Annotated in this window: 17 protein-coding genes; 16 read left to right on the top strand and 1 reads right to left on the bottom strand. The window is 60.6% G+C overall.

Translation table 11 applies throughout. The annotated features are described in order from the left end of the window. Window positions 1–35: 35 nt before the first annotated feature. The 8 genes from AB8B29_RS09500 to murB all read left to right on the top strand — a co-directional run bounded on the left by AB8B29_RS09500 (window position 36) and on the right by murB (window position 10,351). Window positions 36–1,499, top strand: coding sequence for a UDP-N-acetylmuramoyl-L-alanyl-D-glutamate--2,6-diaminopimelate ligase (locus AB8B29_RS09500; RefSeq protein WP_113119344.1), 1,464 nt, complete (start codon window positions 36–38; stop codon window positions 1,497–1,499). Then, a complete protein-coding gene (locus AB8B29_RS09495; protein WP_037202736.1) occupies window positions 1,496–2,956 on the top strand; it encodes a UDP-N-acetylmuramoylalanyl-D-glutamyl-2,6-diaminopimelate--D-alanyl-D-alanine ligase in 1,461 nt (486 codons plus the stop codon). The genes AB8B29_RS09500 and AB8B29_RS09495 overlap by 4 nt, the downstream gene beginning before the upstream one ends. Window positions 2,957–2,967: 11 nt before the next feature. Next, on the top strand, window positions 2,968–4,089 hold the full coding sequence (mraY, locus tag AB8B29_RS09490) for a phospho-N-acetylmuramoyl-pentapeptide-transferase (RefSeq protein ID WP_037202734.1): 1,122 nt from the start codon (window positions 2,968–2,970) through the stop codon (window positions 4,087–4,089). A gap of 7 nt (window positions 4,090–4,096) precedes the next feature. Beyond that, on the top strand, window positions 4,097–5,509 hold the full coding sequence (gene murD, locus AB8B29_RS09485) for a UDP-N-acetylmuramoyl-L-alanine--D-glutamate ligase (RefSeq protein WP_037202732.1): 1,413 nt from the start codon (window positions 4,097–4,099) through the stop codon (window positions 5,507–5,509). 1 nt (window position 5,510) lies between these two features. Further along, window positions 5,511–6,665, top strand: coding sequence for a putative lipid II flippase FtsW (ftsW, locus tag AB8B29_RS09480; protein WP_037202730.1), 1,155 nt, complete (start codon window positions 5,511–5,513; stop codon window positions 6,663–6,665). A gap of 178 nt (window positions 6,666–6,843) precedes the next feature. After that, window positions 6,844–7,968 (top strand): undecaprenyldiphospho-muramoylpentapeptide beta-N-acetylglucosaminyltransferase, encoded by a 1,125-nt coding sequence (gene murG / locus AB8B29_RS09475; RefSeq protein ID WP_037202728.1) that lies wholly within the window; start codon window positions 6,844–6,846, stop codon window positions 7,966–7,968. Then, on the top strand, window positions 7,965–9,380 hold the full coding sequence (gene murC, locus AB8B29_RS09470) for a UDP-N-acetylmuramate--L-alanine ligase (RefSeq protein WP_037202727.1): 1,416 nt from the start codon (window positions 7,965–7,967) through the stop codon (window positions 9,378–9,380). Before murG ends, murC begins: the two co-directional genes overlap by 4 nt. Further along, the gene (gene murB / locus AB8B29_RS09465; protein ID WP_047639882.1) at window positions 9,377–10,351 is read left to right on the top strand and encodes a UDP-N-acetylmuramate dehydrogenase; all 975 of its coding nucleotides are present in this window, start codon (window positions 9,377–9,379) and stop codon (window positions 10,349–10,351) included. Before murC ends, murB begins: the two co-directional genes overlap by 4 nt. A 90-nt stretch (window positions 10,352–10,441) precedes the next feature. Here murB and AB8B29_RS09460 read toward each other — a convergent pair whose 3' ends face one another. Beyond that, on the bottom strand, window positions 10,442–11,773 hold the full coding sequence (locus tag AB8B29_RS09460; RefSeq protein WP_037202724.1) for an MFS transporter: 1,332 nt from the start codon (window positions 11,771–11,773) through the stop codon (window positions 10,442–10,444). Between the two features lie 256 nt (window positions 11,774–12,029). Here AB8B29_RS09460 and aqpZ point away from each other — a divergent pair, with 256 nt between their 5' ends. From aqpZ to recN, 8 genes are all read left to right on the top strand, one after another. Then, window positions 12,030–12,716: an aquaporin Z gene (gene aqpZ, locus AB8B29_RS09455; RefSeq protein ID WP_037202720.1), complete on the top strand. Its 687-nt coding sequence runs from the start codon at window positions 12,030–12,032 to the stop codon at window positions 12,714–12,716. Window positions 12,717–13,016: 300 nt separating this feature from the next. Beyond that, window positions 13,017–13,943, top strand: coding sequence for a D-alanine--D-alanine ligase (locus tag AB8B29_RS09450; protein WP_439006459.1), 927 nt, complete (start codon window positions 13,017–13,019; stop codon window positions 13,941–13,943). Beyond that, the gene (locus AB8B29_RS09445) at window positions 13,931–14,863 is read left to right on the top strand and encodes a cell division protein FtsQ/DivIB (protein WP_037202717.1); all 933 of its coding nucleotides are present in this window, start codon (window positions 13,931–13,933) and stop codon (window positions 14,861–14,863) included. Before AB8B29_RS09450 ends, AB8B29_RS09445 begins: the two co-directional genes overlap by 13 nt. Continuing rightward, entirely contained in the window at window positions 14,860–16,191 is a 1,332-nt protein-coding gene (gene ftsA, locus AB8B29_RS09440) for a cell division protein FtsA (protein WP_037202716.1), read from the top strand. The genes AB8B29_RS09445 and ftsA overlap by 4 nt, the downstream gene beginning before the upstream one ends. Window positions 16,192–16,294: 103 nt before the next feature. After that, complete coding sequence (gene ftsZ, locus AB8B29_RS09435; RefSeq protein ID WP_047558074.1) at window positions 16,295–18,013, top strand: cell division protein FtsZ; 1,719 nt, start codon at window positions 16,295–16,297, stop codon at window positions 18,011–18,013. A 330-nt stretch (window positions 18,014–18,343) separates the two neighbouring features. Continuing rightward, window positions 18,344–19,300, top strand: coding sequence for a UDP-3-O-acyl-N-acetylglucosamine deacetylase (gene lpxC / locus AB8B29_RS09430; protein ID WP_037202714.1), 957 nt, complete (start codon window positions 18,344–18,346; stop codon window positions 19,298–19,300). A 286-nt stretch (window positions 19,301–19,586) separates the two neighbouring features. Further along, a complete protein-coding gene (locus AB8B29_RS09425; protein ID WP_173410968.1) occupies window positions 19,587–20,456 on the top strand; it encodes an outer membrane protein assembly factor BamD in 870 nt (289 codons plus the stop codon). A 12-nt stretch (window positions 20,457–20,468) separates the two neighbouring features. Beyond that, window positions 20,469–22,142 carry a DNA repair protein RecN gene (gene recN, locus AB8B29_RS09420; RefSeq protein WP_037202712.1) on the top strand — a complete coding sequence of 558 codons (1,674 nt, stop codon included), beginning with the start codon at window positions 20,469–20,471 and terminating at the stop codon, window positions 22,140–22,142. Window positions 22,143–22,222: the final 80 nt, after the last annotated feature.

Raw genomic sequence — 22,222 nt, 5'->3', positions numbered from 1 at the left:
GAGGGCGGACCGATCAAAAATGAAAAGTATATTCGATGAACTTGCGAGATATCGCCGGAAATGCGTTTCCGGAACTCAACGGACAAATCGGCGGGACACTTGGCGATCTTGAGATAACAGGCCTTTCCGCCGATAGCCGTAAGGTCGTACCAGGCACGGTTTTCGTAGCTGTCGCCGGCACAAAGGCGGATGGAACAAGTTTCATCGCCGATGCCGTTTCGCGTGGCGCGTCCGTCGTTGTCGCAGGCCATGGCGACGCCGTCGCCGGCGTGCCGCTGCTGACCGTTTCCGAACCTCGCCGCTTTCTTTCCGTCGCCGCTTCACGTTTTTACGGCAAACAGCCTGAGACGATGGTCGCCGTGACAGGTACCGCCGGCAAGACATCGGTTGCCTCCTTCACGCGCCAGATCTGGGCTCATGCCGGCCATCCGGCAGCCATGATCGGCACCACTGGCGTGATATCGCCGACGCGCAACGACTACGGCTCGCTGACGACACCGGACCCGGTGTCATTGCACCATTTGCTCACAGAGCTTGCCGACGAGGGGGTAACGCATGCGGCCATGGAGGCTTCCAGCCATGGCCTCGATCAGTTCCGTCTCGACGGCGTCAGGCTTGCCGCCGCCGCCTTCACCAATCTCGGTCGCGATCACATGGATTACCATCCGACGGTCGAAGACTATATGGCCGCCAAGATGCGGCTGTTCAGGGACCTGCTTCCGAAGGGTTCGCCGGCCGTGATCTTTTCGGACGATGCATGGTCGGCCCAGGCAATATCCGCCGCACGCGATGCCGGGCAGGATGTGCGCACGGTCGGGCGCAAGGGTGATTTCCTGGTGTTGAAGCGCGTCGAGCATTTCCGTCACAAGCAGACCGCCGAAGTTCATTTCGGCGACGATATTTTCGAGATTCATATTCCGCTGGCCGGTGATTTCCAGGTCGCCAATGCGTTGGTGGCTGCCGGCCTTGCCATCTCCACCGGCGTCGCCGCTCCCGTCACCATGGCGGCGCTGGAGAAGCTCGTCGGCGCATCGGGCCGTCTGGAACTCGTCGGCCATACGGGTGACGGCGCGCTCGCTTATGTCGATTACGCTCACAAGCCGGATGCGTTGGAAAACGTCCTCAATTCGGTGCGCCCGTTCACGACAGGCCGCGTCATCGTCGTCTTCGGTTGTGGCGGCGATCGTGATCGCGGCAAGCGGCCGATCATGGGCGAAATCGCCTGCCGTCTCGCCGATATCGTTATCGTCACTGACGACAATCCGCGTTCGGAAGACCCGGCGACCATTCGTGCAGAGATCATGGCGGCGGCTGGCTGCGCCAGCGAGATCGGTGATCGCGCCGAAGCCATCCGCAAGGCGGTCGGCATGCTGAAATCCGGTGACACGCTGATCGTTGCCGGCAAGGGGCATGAGGAAGGTCAGACGATCGGCAGCGTCACGCTGCCCTTTTCCGATCACGCCGAACTGCGAAAAGCACTGGAGGATTTGAAACCTTGAACTGGCTTTGGACAACTGAGGATATGATTGCCGCAATCTCTGGCCGCTTCGTCGGAGCGCTGCCCGAAGGCATTACGGGCATTTCCATCGACAGTCGTTCCATCAAGCCGGGCGAGGCTTTTTTCGCCATCAAGGGTGATCGCGTCGATGGTCATGACTTTGCCAACCAGGCCATGGCGAACGGTGCGGCATTCATCGTGATCAGCGAGGCACGGCTGCCGGCAATGGGCAGGCTGACCGTGCCGAAGGTCGTCGTGGATGACGTATTGGCAGCGCTCGCCCGCCTGGGTGTCGCCGCACGCCAGCGGACGCAGGCCAAGATCATTGCCGTTACCGGCTCGGTCGGCAAGACCACGACGAAGGAAATGCTGCGTCGCGCGCTCGCTCCATCGGGCAAGGTGCATGCTTCCGTCGCCTCCTTCAACAATCACTGGGGCGTACCGCTTACCTTGGCGCGCATGCCCGAAGACACCGATTTCGGCGTCTTTGAAATCGGCATGAACCATCCCGAGGAGATCAGGCCGCTCGTCAAGATGGTGCAGCCGGATGTCGCGATCATCACCACGATCGCACCGGCGCATCTCGGCAATTTCAACAGCATCACGGAAATAGCCGCCGCGAAGGCGGAGATTTTCGACGGTGTCGTGCCGGGCGGTCACGCCATCCTCAATCACGACAACGATCAGTTCGAGATGCTGGAACAGGCTGCTTTAGCAGCCGGTATCGAACATGTGCACAGCTTCGGCCAGCATGCCAAGGCCGACGTGCGTCTCGCCGAATTCAATGCCTCGGAAGAGAATTCGACGCTATGGCTGACGATCGGCGGTGAGACGATGGAAGTGGCGATCGGCGCGCCGGGCCGTCACATCGCGGAAAACGCGCTCGCCGTGCTCGGCGCCGTCATGCTCGTCGAGGCAGATCTCGACAAGGCTGTCGAAGCGCTGGCGGACTTGCGGCCGGAAAAGGGCAGGGGACAACGCCACAAGCGCGCGATCGGCAGCGGCTACTTCACGCTGATCGATGAAAGTTACAATGCCAATCCCGCATCCATGCGCGCGGCTATCGCGCTGCTGGCGACGACGTCGCCGAATGCGGGTGCCGGCAGTCGGACGGGCAGGCGAATCGCCGTCCTCGGCGATATGTTGGAAATGGGGGATTATGCCCAGCGAGTGCATGCAAACCTTGCCGGGCCGCTCTTGGCGGCCGGTATCGAGCATGTCTGGCTGGCGGGTCCGGAGATGGCGGCTTTGAGGGATGAGCTGCCGGAAAGTGTTCATGTCGAATATCGTGAGACGACGGAGGAACTCTCGGAATTCGCGCTCAATTCTGTCGCCCCCGGTGACGTCTTGATGGTGAAATCGTCGCTGGGTATGGGGTTTGGAAAGATCGTGGCAGGCTTGCTTGACAAGTTTCCCGCATTTTCCGACACGGGCACCCACGCCCATCAGGGGCTTTAGAAAGGGCTCTTATGCTGATCTGGCTAGCCGAACTGTCGGACCACGTTCATTTTTTTAGTACACATTTCAGATTTCTCAATCTGTTCAGATACATCACGTTCCGTACCGGTGGCGCCCTCTTTACGTCCGCGTTTATCGTTTTCCTTTTCGGGCCGCGAATCATCTCCTCCCTGCGCGTGCGTCAGGGCAAGGGGCAGCCGATTCGCGCCGATGGTCCTCAGACGCACTTCAAGAAGGCCGGCACGCCGACGATGGGCGGATTGATGATCCTTGCCGGTATTGTCGTATCGTCTCTGCTGTGGGCTGATCTTGCCAACGTCTATGTGGTCGCCACGCTGCTTGTCACGCTCGGGTTCGGCGCGATCGGCTTTTATGACGACTATCTCAAGGTGACGAAGCAGAGCGACAAGGGTTTCTCCGGTCGCGCTCGCCTGGGCATCGAATTCGTCATTGCAGGCATTGCCGTGTATTTCATGATGACCACGGCACTGTCCTCCGGTCCTGCCGGCTCGACCTTCGGTTCGTCGATCGCTTTCCCCTTCTTCAAGAGCTTGCTGCTCAATCTCGGCATGTTTTTTGTGTTTTTCGGGGCTTTCGTCATCGTTGCCGCCGGTAATGCCGTGAACCTGACCGACGGACTTGACGGGCTTGCAATCGTACCGGTCATGATCGCGGCGGCTTCCTTCGGTGTCATCGCCTATCTCGCCGGCAACTTCGTCTTTGCTGACTACCTCGCCATCAATTTCGTGCCGGGTACGGGCGAACTGGCGGTGGTTCTCGGCGCAGTCATCGGCGCCGGCCTTGGCTTTCTGTGGTTCAATGCGCCGCCGGCTGCCATCTTCATGGGCGATACCGGCTCGCTGGCGCTGGGCGGCATGATCGGTTCGGTTGCCGTCGCCACCAAGCACGAGATCGTCATGGCGATCATCGGCGGTCTTTTCGTCGTCGAGGCGCTTTCCGTCATCATCCAGGTCGGCTTCTTCAAGATGACCAAGCGCCGCGTCTTCCTGATGGCGCCGATCCACCATCACTTCGAAAAGAAGGGCTGGACGGAAAGCCAGGTGGTGGTTCGCTTCTGGATCGTCGCGGTCATTCTGGCGATGGTCGGCCTCTCCACCCTGAAGCTGCGGTGAGGCATCGATGATCCCTGTCACCACGCTGAAAGGAAAAAAGGTCGCCCTGTTCGGCCTCGGCGGCTCGGGCTTTGCGACGGCGCGTGCGCTTGTTGCCGGCGGTGCCGAGGTCACGGCCTGGGACGACAATCCGGACAGCGTGGCTACAGCGGCCGCGGAAGGAATAGCGGTCGCCGATCTCAGGACGATCGACTGGAACGGGCTATCGGTCTTCGTTCTGTCGCCCGGCGTGCCGCTGACACATCCCAAGCCGCACTGGACTGTCGATCTTGCGCATGCCGCAGGCGTTGAGATCATCGGCGATGTCGAGCTGTTCGTCCGCGAGCGCCGGGCGCACGCGCCGGATTGCCCGTTCATCGCCATCACCGGAACCAACGGCAAATCGACGACGACGGCGCTGATCGCCCATATCCTGCAGTCGAGCGGTCGCGACACGCAGCTTGGCGGCAACATCGGCACGGCCATCCTCACGCTCGATCCGCCGAAGGCCGGGCGCTATTACGTCGTCGAATGCTCGTCCTACCAGATCGATCTTGCACCGACGCTCAATCCCTCGGCCGGCATTCTGCTGAACCTGACGCCCGATCATCTCGATCGGCACGGCACGATGCAGCACTATGCCGATATCAAGGAGCGGCTCGTCGCCGGCAGCGGCGTGGCCGTCGTTGGCGTCGATGACAGTCATTCTTCATTGATCGCCGATCGTATCGAGCGGGCCGGCGGCAAGGTGACGCGGATTTCACGCCGGCACGTGCTTGCTGACGGCCTTTATGCCGAAGGCAGCCGCATCATGCAGGCATCTGTCGGGGCGACGAGCGAGATTGCCGATCTCGATGGAATCCAGACATTGCGTGGCGGCCATAACGCGCAGAATGCCGCTGCGGCGATTGCCGCATGCCTGGCGGTCGGCGTTTCTCCCGATGAGATCCGCGCCGGGCTGAAATCCTTTCCCGGCCTCAAGCATCGCATGCAGCCGGTCGGACGGCGCGGCCGGGTCGTGTTCGTCAACGACTCCAAGGCGACCAATGCGGATGCCGCGGCGCCGGCGCTTTCGAGCTATGAGAATATCTATTGGATCGCCGGCGGCCTGCCGAAAGAGGGCGGGATCACGACCCTGGCGCCGCTCTTTCCGCGTATTGCGAAAGCCTATCTGATCGGAGAGGCGGCGCCCGCCTTTGCGGCGACGCTCGGCGAACAGGTGCCCTACGAGATATCGGGCACGCTGGAACGCGCTGTCGCGCACGCGGCCGCCGATGCGGACAGGGACGAACATGAGTCCGCAGCGGTGATGCTTTCACCGGCCTGCGCAAGCTTCGATCAATACAAGAATTTCGAGGTCAGGGGTGACGCCTTTGTCAGTCATGTGGCTGCGATCGAGGGTGTCACCATGCTGATCGGTTCAGCAACAGGAGGCATATGATATGGTAAGCCGCGTTGAGCGTGGGGCCTTGGCCGAATGGTTCTGGACCATCGACCGTGTGTTCCTGGCATTATTCATCCTGCTGATCGGTATCGGCTTCATGCTTTCCTTCGCGGCCTCGCCAGCGGTGGCGGAGCGCATCGGGCTTGAACCCTTCCACTTCGTCAAACGCCACGCCTTGTTCCTCGTTCCGGCAATCGCGGCGATGATCGGCATTTCGTTTATGACGCCGCGGCAGGTGCGGCGCACGGCGGTCATCCTGCTGGTTGTCTCGCTGGCAATGATGCTTTTTGCCCTGTTCTTCGGCATCGAGGTCAAGGGGTCGCGACGCTGGGTCAACATCGCGGCGCTGTCGATCCAGCCGTCGGAATTCATGAAGCCTGCTTTCGTTGTCGTCTGCGCCTGGCTGTTTGCCGAGCATGCGCGCCAGCCGGAAATTCCGGGTAATCTCTTCGCCATCATTCTCTTCGGCATTGTCGCTGCGCTGCTTGTCGCGCAGCCGGACCTTGGTCAGACGATCCTGACGACAGCCGTCTGGGGCGGCATGTTCTTCATGGCCGGCATGCCCTGGCTCTGGATTTCGGTGCTCGGCGGGCTTGGCGCCGGCGGGTTCGTCGCCGCTTATTACGTCTTTCCCCACGTGGCGCTCCGCGTCGATAAATTCATGACCGGCGAGGGTGATACGTTCCAGGTCGATACCGCCAAGGAAGCGATCGTTCACGGCAACTGGTTCGGTGTCGGCCCGGGTGAAGGCATCGTCAAGCGCATCATCCCCGACGCCCACACCGACTTCATCTTCTCGGTGGCCGCCGAAGAGTTCGGTGTCATCTTCTGCATGGTGCTCGTCTGCATCTTCGCGTTCCTGGTACTGCGGGGTCTGTCCCATGCCTACAAGGAAAAGAACGACTTCAATCGCTTCGCCGTTGCCGGCCTGGTGCTGCAGATCGGTATCCAGTCGATCATCAATATCGGCGTCAACCTGCAGCTGCTGCCGGCCAAGGGCATGACCTTGCCGCTGATTTCCTATGGTGGTTCATCAATGACCGCGATCTGCGTGACCGCAGGCTTCATTCTGGCGCTGACGCGTCACCGCCCGGAAAAGCGGGCGCAGGATCGCAGCCAGTTCCGCGTGACGCATGGATTGCCTGCGGAGTGACTGTCTTGAACTTGCCTGTGCTCCAGCCCCGACATCTCTCTCTTGCTCATTCTCTGGTCGCTTTTCCAGAGGCGGCCGTCTATGAGGGAGGCTTGGCCCGCGTTGATGACGCGGTCGAGGCGGCTTCCTATATTAGGGATATGCCCCGAGTAGTGGGGTATTCGCGGGAGCGAAGATTATGAGTAAAGGTACTATCCTTCTTGCCGCCGGCGGAACCGGCGGTCACGTATTTCCGGCCGAGGCGCTGGCCTATAAGCTGAAGGAGCGCGGCTATTCCGTGCACCTCGTCACCGACAGCCGCGCCGAACGCTATGCCGGCAAGTTTCCTGCCGATGAGATCCATGTCGTGCCCTCGGCGACGATCGGCTCCAAGAATCCCTTGAAGGTCGCCGGCGCCTTATTGACGCTGTGGACGGGCATGCGCGCGGCGCGCAAGCTGATCAATAGAATCAAGCCGCTCTGCGTCGTCGGCTTCGGCGGCTACCCGACCGTTCCGCCGCTGTTGGCCGCCACCCGCATGGGTGTGCCGTCGATGATCCATGAACAGAATGCGGTCATGGGGCGTGCCAACAAGATGCTTGCGACGCGGGTACGCGCGATCGCGGGCGGTTTCCTGGTGGAAGATGGCGGCGCCTTTTCGGAAAAGACGGTGACGACCGGCAACCCGGTGCGCCCGGCCGTCATCGAGGCTGCCAAGCGGCCCTATGTGCCTTCTGTACCGGATGATCCTTTCAACCTGGTCGTCTTCGGCGGTAGTCAGGGTGCTCAGTATTTCTCAAAGGCGGTGCCAACGGCCATCAGCCTGCTGGAAGAGCCGCTGCGCAAGCGCCTGCGGATTACACAGCAGGTGCGACCCGAGGATATGGAGACGGTCAATAGCTGCACCAGAAGGCTGGAGATGGGCGCGGATATAGCGCCCTTCTTCACCGACATGGCCGAGCGTATCGGTGCGGCGCATCTGGTTCTGTGCCGTTCCGGGGCTTCGACGGTATCCGAGCTCGCCGTCATCGGCCGCCCGGCGATCCTCGTGCCCTATCCGCATGCGCTGGATCATGATCAGGCCGCCAATGCGGCAGCGCTTGCGGCAACCGGCGGCGTCAAGGTCATCGCGCAATCCGAGCTTACGCCGGAGAAGCTTTCGACCATTCTGCGCGGTTCGATGACGATGCCGGAAAAGCTCGCAAAGATGGCGGCTGCCGCCAAACAGGCAGGCAAGCCGGATGCGGCAAACTTGCTCGCCGACATGGTTGAGGCTATTGCCGGGGGACGTTCAATTCAGCAATTCAAGGGGGCAGGCGCATGAAGCTGCCGAAGGCAATCGGCCTTGTACATTTTATCGGGATCGGCGGTATCGGCATGAGCGGCATTGCCGAGGTGTTGCATAACCTCGGTCATCGCGTGCAGGGGTCCGATCAATCGGAAAGCGCCAACGTGCAGCGGCTGCGCGACAAGGGCATCCCGGTCCATATCGGTCACAAGGCGGAAAACCTCGGCGATGCCGAAGTCGTTGTTGTCTCCACTGCCATCAAGAAGAGCAATCCGGAACTCGTTGCCGCGCGCGAAAAGCTGTTGCCGGTGGTGCGCCGTGCCGAGATGCTTGCCGAGCTGATGCGTTTCCGCAATGCCATCGCCATCGGCGGCACGCATGGCAAGACCACGACCACGTCGCTGGTGGCAACGCTGCTCGAAGCCGGCGGGCTCGATCCGACCGTGATCAACGGCGGCATCATCAATGCCTACGGCACCAATGCGCGCATGGGCGAGGGCGAATGGATGGTGGTCGAAGCCGACGAATCGGACGGCACCTTCCTGAAGTTGCCGGCCGACGTCGCTGTGGTCACCAATATCGACCCGGAGCATCTTGATCACTATGGCAATTTCGATGCCGTCCGCGCCGCCTTCCGGCAGTTCGTCGAAAACGTGCCGTTCTACGGCTTCGGCGTCATGTGCATCGACCATCCGGAAGTCCAGTCCCTGGTCGGTCGCATCGAGGACCGCAAGATCATCACCTATGGCGAGAACCCGCAGGCTGATGTGCGCTTTGCAAATGTCCGCATCGACGGCACGCGGTCGCTGTTCGACGTCGAAATCCGCAGGCGCCGCACCGGCAAGGTGATCCACATCAAAGACCTCGTGATGCCGATGCCCGGTCGGCACAATATTTCCAATGCGACGGCGGCGGTTGCCGTTGCCAACCGGCTCGGCATCTCCAGCGAGGCGATCGCCAAGGGTCTGGCGTCTTTCGGCGGCGTCAAGCGCCGCTTCACGCTGACCGGCGAATGGAACGGGATCAAGGTCTTCGACGATTACGGCCATCACCCTGTCGAAATCAAGGCGGTGCTGAAGGCCGCGCGCGAAGCCTGCAATGGCCGTGTCATCGCTGTCCACCAGCCACACCGCTATACGCGTCTGTCGAGCCTCTTCGAGGAATTCGCCGCCTGCTTCAACGATGCCGACAGCATTTTCCTGGCACCCGTCTACGCCGCCGGCGAGGATCCGATCGAAGGCGTAGATTCGCAGACGCTGGTTTCGCGCATCAAGGCTGGTGGCCATCGCGACGCGCGCTATCTGCCATCGCAGGAAGATCTTGCCGCCATGGTTGCGGAGATTGCGCGACCGGGTGATTTTGTGGTTTTGTTGGGGGCTGGCAGCATTACGTATTGGGCAGCATCATTGCCAAAGGAATTGGAAGGCCTCTCGGGTAAGTCCGCATGAAACAGGTAAATGGGGAAAAGCTTCTGGCGTCGCTCGGCGACGGTGTAAAGGACATCAGGGGTCGGTTGACGCCGGATGCGCCGATGGATCGTGTGACGTGGTTCCGCGCCGGCGGGTTGGCGGAGCTGATGTTCCAGCCGCACGACACGGACGATCTCATTGCGTTCCTGAAGATCCTGCCGGAAGAAGTGCCGCTGACGGTGGTTGGCGTGGGTTCGAACATATTGGTGCGCGATGGCGGCATCCCGGGAATTGTCCTGCGGCTTTCGGCCAAGGGCTTCGGCTCTGTCGAGCTCCAGGGCGATAACCGCATCCTGGCGGGCGCCGCATGCCCGGACAAGCACGTCGCGGCCATGGCGATGGACAACAGCATTGGCGGTTTCCATTTCTACTACGGCATACCGGGCACTATCGGCGGCGCGGCGCGCATGAATGCCGGCGCTAACGGCGTCGAGACACGCGAACGCGTCGTCCAGGTGCACGCGGTCGACCGCAAGGGCGAGAAGCATGTGCTGACCAATGCCGAGATGGGCTATAGCTATCGACATTCCGACGCTTCGGAAGATCTGATCTTCACCCATGTTCTGTTCGAGGGCTATCCCGAGGACAAGGCCAAGATCCGCGCAGAGATGGATGCCGTGCGGGCGCATCGCGAAACCGTGCAGCCGATTCGGGAGAAGACCGGCGGGTCGACCTTCAAGAATCCGGATGGTTTTTCCGCCTGGAAATTGATCGATGAGGCCGGTTGCCGCGGTCTTGTCATCGGCGGCGCGCAAATGTCGTCGCTGCACTGCAATTTCATGATCAACATGGAGCAGGCAACCGGTTACGATCTCGAATATCTGGGCGAGCAGGTTCGCCGCGAGGTTTTCGAGAAGTCCGGCGTCAAGCTGGAATGGGAAATCAAGCGCCTCGGCAGCTTCATGCCCGGCCGGGAAGTTCGTCCGTTCCAGGGCGTCACGACGGAGTAGGGTATTCTCATCCGTCTGTAGCTCACAAATTGATTCAACTGAAAAGGCCGGGTTTTCACCCGGCCTTTTCAATTGGTTATCGCAATATCCTCAGATTTCGTCGTTGCCCGACAGGACGATGCCAATCAGCGAGAGCGCTGCCGCGGCCGTCAGGTAGTAGCCGACATAGACCAGGCCGTAGTTCGTTGCGAGCCAAGTGGCGATATAGGGCGCGAGCGATGCACCGACGATGCCGCCGAGATTGAAGGTCATCGAGGCGCCGGTATAGCGCACGGCGGTCGGGAAGGGTGCAGCCAATGCCGCTCCGATCGGACCGTAGGTGAAGCCCATCAGCGCTAGGCCGATGATCGAGCAGGCGAAGGCGCCCGCAAGGCCGGCGGTCAGCAGCGATGAATAGAACAGGCCGAAGATCAAGATGCCGATGGTCGTGAGCACCAGAACCAGCCGGCGCGAATAGCGGTCCGAGAGCAGGCCGGAGATCGGAATCATCAGGCCGAAGAAGACGACGCCAACGAGCTGAACGACGAGGAACTGGCCTTGCGAATAGCCGAGACCTGCCGGCAGCGGCCCGGTGCCCGCCGGTCTGGTGCCCCAGCTCAAGGTAAATGCCGTCATCAGATAGAACAGCACGAAGGTCGCGACCGCGATGATCGTGCCGAGAAAGAGGCTGCGGAGGTGCGAGCGGAAGATGACAGCGATCGGAACGGAAACGCGCTCTTCCTTTTCGATGGCGCGGCGGAATTCTGGTGTTTCGGTGATTTTCAGTCGGACATAGAGGCCGACTGCGACCAATACGAGGCTGATCAGGAAGGGGATACGCCAGCCATGGCTCAGGAAGTCGGCATCCGTCATGCTTTCGCGGAGGGTCAGGAAGAGACCTGCCGAAAGGATGAAGCCGATGGGGGCGCCGAGCTGTGGGAACATCGCGTACCAGCTGCGCTTGCCTTCCGGCGCGTTCTCCGTGGCGAGCAACACCGCGCCGCCCCATTCGCCCCCGAGACCAAGGCCCTGGCCAAGACGGCAAAGTGCCAGCAGGAGCGGAGCCGCAACGCCGATTGATTCATAGGTCGGAAGCAGACCGATCACTACGGTCGAGAGGCCCATGGTCATCAATGCCGCGACGAGCGTCGCCTTTCGGCCGATTCGGTCACCAAAGTGGCCGAAGATCATCGCGCCGATCGGGCGCGCGAAGAAGGCGATGGAGAAGGTCGCGAAGGATTGCAGCGTCGCCGAGGTCGGATCGCTTGCAGGGAAAAACAGCTTCGGGAAGACGATAACCGCCGCCGTTGCATAGACGTAGAAATCGAAGAATTCGATCGTTGTGCCGATGAGGCTCGCGATCAGAACACGTGCCGGGGAATTCGCAACAGCATTGTTCGATGACGAGGGGGTCGGCGATAAAGGAGTTATCGCGTCAGTCATGGTCCCACCATTTTAGATGACGCTAAGGTTACCTTAGCGAGTAAAAGGTGTCCTTAGCGTAATTTTTATTCGACGCAAACGCTAAATGAACAAGAAATCACCGGTTGCATGCTATTGTTTAACCGTAATGGTTGATTCGCGAGCAACTGGGCGAATGTTTGCCACTGAGTGGGCGTGTCTTCGGCGAGTCCTTCCCGAGATCTTTTTCTAAAAATGGCTGACTTTCGCTTCGGTTGCGGGCACAGGAGAAGGGTTAATGCAGAAAAAACTCATTGCTGAGTTTCTTGGGACGTTCTGGCTCGTATTCGGCGGCTGCGGCAGTGCAATCTTCGCCGCGGCATTTCCGAGCCTCGGTATCGGTTTTCTAGGTGTTGCTTTTGCGTTTGGTTTGACGGTGCTTACCATGGCCTATGCGGTTGGCGGTATCTCGGGCGGCCATTTCAACCCAGCCGTTTCGGTTGGTCTGACGGTTGCCGGTCGTTTCCCCGCCGGGCAGCTCATTCCTTATATTGTCGCGCAGGTTGTTGGCGCGGTCGTGGCGGCGGCCGTGCTCTATCTGATCGCGAGCGGCAAGGCCGACTTCCAGCTCGGCGGCTTTGCGGCAAACGGCTACGGAGAACATTCGCCGGGTGGCTACTCCCTGCTATCGGCACTGGTCGCCGAGATCGTGTTGACCTTGTTCTTCCTGGTTGTGATTCTCGGTTCGACGAGCAGCAAGGTGCCGGCCGGCTTCGCGCCGATCGCGATCGGCCTTTCGCTGACGCTGATCCACCTCATTTCGATCCCGATCACCAATACCTCGGTCAATCCGGCCCGTTCGACAGGTCAGGCCCTGTTCGTCGGCGGTTGGGCGTTGCAGCAGCTTTGGCTGTTCTGGGTGGCGCCGATCGTGGGTGGCGCTTTAGGGGGACTCGTCTGGAAATTGGTCGACGACAACGAATGAGATCAGCGTCGGTTTGAGATTTTCAGGCCCGCATCGGACCCCTCGATGCGGGCCTCTTTGTTTAAAAAAATCTAAATGTCGACATTCAAAAGTAGCAACTCTCTGATTCCAATGGCAGAATTCTTTAGACCGATTTGATTCGAGAAAACCGGCCATCGGCAGGGCGACCGAAAGTTAACGAAAGTAAACGCTTCATTAACCTTAATGTCGTTCTAATCGGACCATGGAAAGCGGGGCGAGAATCGCTGTAGGCGAGGTCGAGCGAACGCAGAGAAGAGACTGTAAACACTGGGGGTATTGATGGGTGGCAAGCATGTGGCTGTCCTTTTGGGCGGATTTTCCTCGGAAAGGCCGGTCAGCCTTTCCTCGGGAAAGGCATGCGCTGACGCCCTCGAAGCCGAAGGATTTGAGGTTACCCGCATCGACGTGGATCGCGATGTCGCCAGCCGCCTGGCCGAAATGAAGCCCGACGTGGTCTTCAACGCGCTGCACGGTCCTTTCGGTGAGGACGGCACCATTCAGGGTATTCTTGAATATCTGCAGATCCCCTACACGCATTCCGGCGTGCTCGCCTCCGCTCTCGCGATGGACAAATCCCGCGCAAAGACGGTTGCCGCAGCGGCCGGCATTCCCGTTGCCAGTTCGATCGTCATGGATCGCTTCGGCATTGTCGGCGAGCATCCGATGAAGCCGCCCTATGTCGTCAAGCCGGTGCGCGAAGGGTCGAGCTTCGGCGTCGTCATCGTTAAGGAGGATCAGGCGCATCCGCCGCAGATCATCACGTCTTCGGAGTGGCGCTATGGCGATGAAGTGCTGGTCGAACGTTATATTCCGGGTCGCGAGCTGACGTGCGGGGTGATGGGCGACAGGGTTCTCGGCGTCACCGAGATCGTGCCGCTGGGCCACAGTTTCTATGATTATGACGCCAAGTATGCCCATGGTGGATCAAAACATGTGCTTCCGGCGGAAATTTCACCAAATCTTTACCAAAACATACAAACATTATCGTTAAGGGCGCATGAAGCTATCGGCTGCCGTGGCGTCAGTCGGTCTGACTTCCGTTTTGACGATCGCTTTTCCGAAGAGGGTGAACTTGTTTGGCTGGAGATCAATACTCAGCCGGGCATGACGCCTACCTCATTGGTGCCCGAAATGGCCGCTCACGCCGGCAACGCTTTTGGTGAATTTCTCCGGTGGATGGTGGAGGACGCGTCTTGTTTGCGCTGACGGTCAAAAATATGAGGCGGTCCCGTCATCGCGTCCCGCTCGCCATCGACGATGTCGAGGATACGTTCGTGCTGCCGCGCCCGATGCGCCGCACGGTACGCTTCCTGGTCAGTCTCGGCTCGGGCCGCGTTAACATTCCAGCTCATACGGGCACGGTTTCCACCCTTGTACTCCTGGCTGTGACGGGTCTTTACGGCATGTCGATCGGCGGGCACAGCCAAGCTGTCGCCGAGGCGACGACGTCGGCTGCCGGTTTCGCCATCGAGGACGTGAAGGTTTCGGGCAACGACGAAACGTCGGAAATCGAGATCCTGCAGCTGCTCGGTCTCGATGGCACGACGTCGCTGGTCGCCCTCAATGCGGATGCGGCTCGCCAGAAGATCGCCAATCTGCCCTGGGTGCAGAGCGTCGAGGTCCGCAAGGTCTATCCCAGAACTGTCGAGGTGAAGCTGACGGAGCGCAAGGCCTATGCCATCTGGCAGCATGGCTCCGAGCTTTCGCTGATCCAGAAGGACGGCAGCGTGATCGCACCACTGCGCGACAACAAGTTCGCAAAGCTGCCGCTCTTCGTCGGCCGCGATGCTGAAACGGCAGCCGCTTCCATCGATGACGAATTCGCCAAGTGGCAGGATGTCCGCGACCACGTGAGGGCGTTTGTGCGCGTCGCCGGTCGCCGATGGGATCTCTATCTCGACAACGGCGTGATCATCAAATTGCCGGAAGACAATATCGATGGCGCGCTCGCCCGGCTGACCAAGCTCGACAAGGATCAGAACCTTCTGCAGCGCGACATCGCCGCCGTTGATCTCCGTCTCGGCGATCGTACCGCCATTGAATTGACCCCAGACGCAGCGGTTCGCCGTGAAGCTGCTGTCGACGCCAGAAACAAGGCTTTGAAGAAAGCAGGGCAGGATACATGAGCTTGTTCGGTTCGTCCCATTTTGGCCTGCCTCGGTTGAAGCCGCTGTCCTCGAAGCGGTCGCATATCGTATCGGTCCTCGACATCGGCTCGACGAAGGTCGTCTGCATGATCGGCCGGCTGACACCGCGTGAGGAGAGCCAGGTTCTCCCGAACCGCACGCATAATATCGAGATCATCGGCATCGGCCATCAGCGCTCCCGCGGCATCAAGACCGGCGTGATCGCAGATCTCGATGCGCTGGAAAGCGTGGTCCGGCTCTCCGTCGATGCGGCTGAGCGCATGGCGGGCCTTACCGTCGATAGCCTGATCGTCAATGTTTCCGCCGGACGCCTCGGCAGCGATATTTATACCGCGACGATCGATCTGGGCGGTCAGGAAGTCGAAAGCAACGATCTCAAGAAAGTGTTGGCCGCGGCCTGCCAGCAGTCGATCCGCCAGGAGCGTGCCGTCCTGCATTCGCTGGCGACCGGTTATTCCCTCGATGGCGAGCGCGGCATTCGCGATCCGCTGGCGATGTTCGGCGATGTGCTGGGTGTCGACATGCATGTCGTGACGGCCGAGCGTGCGGCGCTCCGCAATCTCGAGCTCTGCATCAATCGTGCGCATCTGTCGGTCGAGGGCATGGTGGCAACCCCTTATGCCAGCGGCCTTGCCGCTCTCGTCGACGACGAAGTCGAGCTCGGTTGCGCCGCAATCGATATGGGTGGCGGCACGACGACGATCTCGGTCTTTGCCGAAGGCAAGCTGGTGCATACCGATGCCGTCAGCCTTGGCGGCCATCATGTGACCACAGATCTTGCCCGCGGCCTTTCGACCCGCATCGAGGATGCCGAGCGGCTGAAGGTGGTGCATGCCTCCGCGCTGGCGAACTCCTCGGATGAGCGCGAGCTGATTTCCATTCCGCCGATTGGCGAGGATGAGCGCGATCAGCCGACACAGGTGCCGAAGGCTCTGGTGTCGCGCATCGTCAAGGCCCGCATCGAGGAAACCCTCGAGCTGATCCGCGATCGCATTCAGCGCTCGGGCTTCAGCCCGATCGTCGGCAAACGCGTCGTCCTGACCGGCGGTGCCAGCCAGTTGACCGGCCTGCCGGATGTGGCGCGCCGCGTTCTTGCCCGCAATGTCCGCATCGGCCGCCCCATGGGCGTGTCCGGCCTGCCGACCGCGGCCAAGGGGCCGGCTTTTTCGACGGCGGTGGGCCTGATGATCTATCCGCAGGTTGCGGACATGGAGACACATGCGCCGAGCAGCGGCTTGCTCTCGTCGCTTGGAGGTAACAACAGCCGGATCGGCCGTGTCGGCCAATGGCTGAAAGAGAGTTTTTGAATGCCTGATCCCGGCAAATCTTTCCGGGGTAGGCGTCAGGCAAGTGAAATCGAGTGAATTGGCCGGCGTGGCGATGCGGCCATAGAGAGAAGGAACGGGTACAATGACTATCAAGCTGCATAAGCCAGACATCACCGAGCTTAAGCCGCGTATCACCGTGTTCGGTGTCGGCGGCGGCGGCGGCAATGCTGTCAACAACATGATCACGGCAGGCTTGCAGGGCGTCGATTTCGTCGTCGCCAACACCGACGCGCAGGCGCTGACGATGACGAAGGCCGAGCGAATCATCCAGCTCGGCGTCAACGTCACGGAAGGTCTCGGCGCCGGTTCGCAGCCGGAAGTCGGCCGCGCAGCTGCCGAGGAATGCATCGATGAGATCATCGATCATCTCAACGGCACGCACATGTGCTTCGTCACCGCCGGCATGGGCGGCGGCACGGGCACGGGTGCAGCGCCTGTTGTCGCGCAGGCCGCCCGCAACAAGGGCATCCTGACCGTCGGCGTCGTCACCAAGCCGTTCCACTTCGAAGGCGGCCGTCGCATGCGGCTTGCTGAAATGGGTATCCAGGAACTGCAGAAGTCGGTCGACACGCTGATCGTCATTCCGAACCAGAATCTGTTCCGCATCGCCAACGACAAGACGACTTTCGCCGACGCGTTCTCGATGGCCGACCAGGTTCTTTATTCGGGCGTTGCCTGCATCACCGATCTGATGGTGAAGGAAGGTCTCATCAACCTCGATTTCGCCGACGTCCGCTCGGTCATGCGCGAAATGGGCCGCGCCATGATGGGTACCGGCGAGGCTTCCGGCCAGGGCCGCGCGATGCAGGCTGCAGAAGCCGCCATCGCCAACCCGCTGCTCGACGAAACCTCGATGAAGGGCGCACAGGGCCTGCTGATCTCGATCACCGGTGGTCGCGACCTCACCCTGTTTGAAGTCGATGAGGCTGCGACCCGCATCCGCGAAGAAGTCGATCCGGACGCCAACATCATCCTCGGCGCCACCTTCGACGAATCGCTCGAAGGCATCATCCGCGTCTCCGTCGTTGCAACGGGTATCGACCGTGCGATGAACGAAGCGGCCGACAGGGGCATGGAATTCCGCCCGGTCGCGAAGCCGGCTATCCGTCCTTCCGCGGCCGCCGCCCCGGCAGCGGCCGCAGCTCAGCCTGCCCATGTCGCGCAGGCCCACACCGCTCCGGCTCCTCGCACCATCGATCCGGTCGCCCAGACCATTCGTGCTGCCGAAGCCGACCTGGAACGTGAGCTGGAAATCCAGATGGGTCGTCAGCCTCAAGTTCAGCAGCAGCCGGTCATGCCGCAGGCTTCAGCGCCTGAGGAGAACTTCCGTCCGCAGAGCCGCATCTTTGCGGCAGCGCCGGAAGCTCAGCCCGTCCGTCAGGCTCCGGTTCAGCCGCAGCCCGCGCCGGTCATGCAGCAGCAGCCGATCATCCGTCAGGCTCCCGAGCAGGTCCGCATGCCGAAGGTGGAAGACTTCCCGCCGGTGGTTAAGGCCGAGATGGAACATCGCGCCCAGCCGGTCGCCGCTCAGGCTGCCGAAGAGCGCGGTCCCATGGGCCTGCTGAAGCGAATCACCAATTCGCTTGGTCGTCGCGACGAAGATCCTGCTTTCGACGATATGATGGCTCCGGCCGCTGCCGCTCCGCAGCAGCGTCGTGCGCCGTCGCCGGAAGCGAGCCTCTACGCACCGCGTCGCGGCCAGCTCGACGATCAGGGCCGCCAGGTTCCGGCGGCACGCATGACGAGCCATGAAGACGATCAGCTCGAAATTCCGGCCTTCCTGCGTCGTCAGTCGAACTGAGCCAATATTGGGCGGCCTTTTAATAGGTTGCTAACCATCTTTGAGAAAACCGGGGTCGAAAGATCCCGGTTTTCCATATTTCAGACTCGTTGTCGTATCTGAAATTATCCTGCAAATTCAAGCAACTGCTTTCGTAACAAAGCGAAAGAAACAGTGATTTGGAATGCGATGCCTCGGCGCGTATGTAGTTACCAAGCAAGCCTGCGGAATCACATTCAATGATGAACGTATGTGGCGCCCGCAGCATGATTAACAGACTGAACCGGCAATAAGGTAAGCGTCCGAAGATGACCGCCCGGCCTGGATCAGATAGACGAAGGCAGAACTTATATGGCAATCGGATTGCTGGGTTTTCAGACCACCATTGCAAACCCCGTGACACTTTCGGGTATAGGCGTTCATTCGGGCGCCGATGTGTCGATCACTTTCTATCCAGCCGAGGCTGGTAGCGGCATTGTTTTCCAGCGTCTGCATGACAATGGCGACGTGACGGAACTGCGCGCCGTTTCCTCGCAGGTTGGCAATACGGATCTCTGCACCGTGCTCGGCTTCTCGCCGTCGCGCTCCGTCGCGACTGTGGAGCATGTCATGGCGGCTATCTACGCTATTGGTCTCGACAACGTCGCCATCGAAGTTACGGGCGCTGAAATGCCGATCATGGACGGCAGTTCCTTTCCGTTCATCGAGGCCATCGAGCAGGTCGGTATCGTTTCGCTTGGCGTCAAGCGCCGTTACATCCGGGTTACCAAGCCGGTGCGTATCGAGGCTGGCGGTTCCTGGTGCGAATTCCGTCCCTATGACGGCACGCGGTTCGAGGTTGAGATCGATTTCGAATGCCCGCTGATTGGCCGGCAGAAATGGGAAGGCGACCTGACCGCCGAGACGTTCAAGACCGAACTGTCGCGCGCTCGCACTTTTGGTTTCATGCGCGATGTCGAACGCCTCTGGGCTTCGGGTCACGCGCTGGGTTCGTCGTTGGAAAATTCCGTTGTCATCTCCGACGACGATACGGTCATCAACGTTGAGGGTCTGCGTTACGCCAAGGACGAATTCGTTCGCCACAAGACGTTGGATGCCGTTGGCGATCTGGCGATGGCAGGTGCGCAGTTCATCGGTCATTACCGTTCCTATCGCGGCGGTCATCGTATGAATGCGAATGCTCTGAAGGCATTGCTCAGCGATCCCAGCGCCTACGATGTCGTCGAAACATCGGCGCCGCGTCAGCGTGCTCACAGCCGCGATTTCGTTCCGGTCAACGCGCCGGAATTCGCGCCCTGGTCGGCGTGATTTTCAGACCTTAGACAGGAAACGACGCCGCTTCGATGAGGAGCGGCTCTTTTTTTGGGCGGGAGATTCACGAGGTTTGCCTTCAGTCGGTGCAGGACATGGAAGTCAGGGAGACCGGCGAAAGAATTCCCAGTCAAAACAGTGATTAAGCCCGCTGATATGCGGTCTTCGCCACAAAAATGCGTTAATGCATCATCATTGCGTTGCCCTGATGGTGTTTTTGCGGCTAGAAACGCCAGCGAGAGAATGCCGTCTCCGCAACGACGGCTAGTGGGACAGTGATCCGATGGGTTTTGCAAGGTCTGAAAGCATGAAGATTACAACACGGGCTTTGCTCGTATCGCTTCTCCTCGCTGGTACCGGTGCGGTGGTGACGGGTTGTAATACGAAAAAGGATATCGACATCACCAAGCTCGGTGTCGAGACCGATCCGCCGGAACTGCTCTATAATCAGGGCCTTGCCAACATCAAGGCAGGCAATATGACGGAGGCCGGTAAAAAGTTCGATGCCATCAACCAGCAGCAGCCATTCTCGGAATGGGCGCGCAAGGCGCTGGTGATGAGCACTTTCGTGAAGTACCGCACAGGTCGCTATGATGATGCCGTGCAGACAGGCAATAGCTATCTCAAGCAATATCCCGGCTCCGAGGATGCTGACTACGTCCAGTACCTCGTCGGTTCGTCCTACGCCAAGCAGATTGTCAACGTGACCCAGGATCAGCGCGCCGCGCAGCAGACGATGGAGGCGATGACCAAGCTCGTCAACAACTATCCGAAATCGCAGTATGTCAGCGACGCGCAGGAGAAGATTCGCTTTGCTCGCGACCAGCTCGCCGGCAAGGAAATGCAGATCGGGCGCTACTATCTCGAGCGCAAGGATTATCTTGCCGCGATCGCTCGCTTCCGCGTGGTCATTGAGCAGTATCCAACCACGAATCAGATCGAGGAAGCTCTGGCGCGCCTGGTCGAAGCCTATTACGCCATGGGCATCGTTCCGGAGGCGCAGACGGCAGCAGCTGTTCTCGGCCACAATTATCCGGATAGCCGCTGGTATGCCGACTCATATAAGCTGCTGAAGAGCGGCGGCGTCGAGCCGAGCGAAAACACTGGTTCCTGGATTTCCAGAGCGGGCAAGAAACTTATACTTGGGACGTGAGATTGAGCGCAGATGCTGATCCAGCTTTCGATCCGCGATATCGTCCTGATCGAGCGGCTGGATCTTGCCTTCGAGTCCGGGCTCTCGGTTTTGACAGGCGAAACGGGCGCGGGCAAATCCATCCTGCTTGACAGCCTGTCGCTGGCCCTAGGTGGGCGCGGCGATGGCGGTCTCGTGCGTCATGGAGAGGATCGTGGCCAGGTGACCGCGGTCTTCGATGTCGGTACGCAGCACGCGGCCCGCAAGTTGCTGCGCGACAATGGTATCGACGACGACGGCGACCTGATCTTTCGCCGTATCCAGTCCGCAGACGGCCGCACCAAGGCCTTCGTCAATGACCAGGCGCTCAGCGTTCAGCTTATGCGTCAGGTCGGTCAGCTTCTCGTCGAAATTCATGGGCAGCACGACGACCGTGCGCTTGTCGATACGGATGCACATCGCATGCTGCTTGACGCCTTTGCCGGTCTTGCCGAGGAAGCGCAAGGGGTCGGCAGGCTTCATAAGGTCTGGCGCGATACCGACCGGACATTGCGAAAGCACAGGGAACAGGTAGAGAGCGCCGCGCGTGAGGCGGACTATCTGCGCGCTTCCGTCGAGGAGCTGGAGAAGCTATCGCCGCAGGATGGCGAGGAGGATGATCTGGCCGAGCGCCGCTCGCGGATGATGAAGGCCGAACGCATCGCCGGCGACATCGCTGAAGCCTCCGAATTCCTCAACGGCAATGCTTCTCCCGTGCCGCACATTGCCTCGCTGGTGCGCCGGTTGGAGCGCAAGAGCCACGAGGCGCCAGGCTTGCTGGAAGACACCGTAGCGCTGCTCGATGCGGCGCTGGACCAGCTCTCCAACGCGCAGATGGAAGTCGAGGCCGCGCTCCGCAAGACGGAATACGATCCGCGGGAACTGGAGCGGGTCGAGGAGCGTCTATTTGCGCTCCGCGGAGCCTCGCGCAAATATTCGGTGCCGGTGACCGAGCTTCCGGCACTGGCCGTTCGGATGATCTCCGATCTTGCCGATGTGGATGCCGGGGAAGAAAGACTGGCGCGTTTGGCTGGCGAGCTTGCCGTTGCCAAGGCGGAATATGATGCGGCCGCCCGCAGCCTCTCCGATAAGCGCCACCATGCCGGTGAAGCGCTTGCCGCCGCCGTCATGGCGGAATTGCCGGCGCTGAAGCTTGAACGGGCGCGGTTCATGGTTGAAATCACCAGCGATTCGGAAGCCGCGACGGCCGATGGCATAGATGTCGTCGAATTCCATGTGCAGACCAACCCGGGCACGCGGCCAGGCCCGATCACCAAGGTCGCTTCCGGCGGCGAGCTGTCGCGTTTCCTCTTGGCGCTGAAGGTGGCGTTGGCCGACCGAGGTTCCGCGCCGACCCTTGTTTTCGACGAAATCGATACCGGCGTCGGCGGTGCGGTGGCGGATGCCATCGGCCAGCGGCTGAAGCGCCTGTCCGATCGCGTGCAGGTACTTTCCGTCACCCATGCGCCGCAGGTCGCGGCACGCGCTGCGACTCATCTGCTGATCTCCAAAGGCCCCGTTGCGGATGGCTCGGAAAAGATCTCCACGCGGGTTGCCACCATGGCGCCGAAAGACCGCACTGAGGAAATCGCCCGCATGCTAGCAGGCGCATCGGTGACCGAAGAGGCGAGGGCGGCTGCAAAGCGGCTGCTGGCAGGCAACGGCTGATCCCCGCACTCCAGCCCTCGTCCCATTGCCCGATTTTTCTCCTTGTTTTTGCGCATTCGGGACGGAAAACCGCTTCGCAC

The organism is Rhizobium sp. 11_C7_N12_5 (genome assembly GCF_051811145.1).
Lineage (GTDB): Bacteria > Pseudomonadota > Alphaproteobacteria > Rhizobiales > Rhizobiaceae > Rhizobium > Rhizobium lusitanum.
This window is presented reverse-complemented; position numbering and strand designations above follow the sequence as displayed.

Coding starts and splice junctions, on each gene's coding strand:
- aqpZ (WP_037202720.1), top strand. CDS start 12,030: ATGCAGAAAAAACTCATTGCTGAGTTTCTTGGGACGTTCTGGCTCGTA.
- mraY (WP_037202734.1), top strand. CDS start 2,968: ATGCTGATCTGGCTAGCCGAACTGTCGGACCACGTTCATTTTTTTAGT.
- murC (WP_037202727.1), top strand. CDS start 7,965: ATGAAGCTGCCGAAGGCAATCGGCCTTGTACATTTTATCGGGATCGGC.
- recN (WP_037202712.1), top strand. CDS start 20,469: ATGCTGATCCAGCTTTCGATCCGCGATATCGTCCTGATCGAGCGGCTG.
- ftsA (WP_037202716.1), top strand. CDS start 14,860: ATGAGCTTGTTCGGTTCGTCCCATTTTGGCCTGCCTCGGTTGAAGCCG.
- lpxC (WP_037202714.1), top strand. CDS start 18,344: ATGGCAATCGGATTGCTGGGTTTTCAGACCACCATTGCAAACCCCGTG.
- AB8B29_RS09500 (WP_113119344.1), top strand. CDS start 36: ATGAACTTGCGAGATATCGCCGGAAATGCGTTTCCGGAACTCAACGGA.
- ftsZ (WP_047558074.1), top strand. CDS start 16,295: ATGACTATCAAGCTGCATAAGCCAGACATCACCGAGCTTAAGCCGCGT.
- ftsW (WP_037202730.1), top strand. CDS start 5,511: ATGGTAAGCCGCGTTGAGCGTGGGGCCTTGGCCGAATGGTTCTGGACC.
- murD (WP_037202732.1), top strand. CDS start 4,097: ATGATCCCTGTCACCACGCTGAAAGGAAAAAAGGTCGCCCTGTTCGGC.
- AB8B29_RS09460 (WP_037202724.1), bottom strand. CDS start 11,773: ATGACTGACGCGATAACTCCTTTATCGCCGACCCCCTCGTCATCGAAC.
- AB8B29_RS09450 (WP_439006459.1), top strand. CDS start 13,017: ATGGGTGGCAAGCATGTGGCTGTCCTTTTGGGCGGATTTTCCTCGGAA.
- murG (WP_037202728.1), top strand. CDS start 6,844: ATGAGTAAAGGTACTATCCTTCTTGCCGCCGGCGGAACCGGCGGTCAC.
- murB (WP_047639882.1), top strand. CDS start 9,377: ATGAAACAGGTAAATGGGGAAAAGCTTCTGGCGTCGCTCGGCGACGGT.
- AB8B29_RS09425 (WP_173410968.1), top strand. CDS start 19,587: ATGGGTTTTGCAAGGTCTGAAAGCATGAAGATTACAACACGGGCTTTG.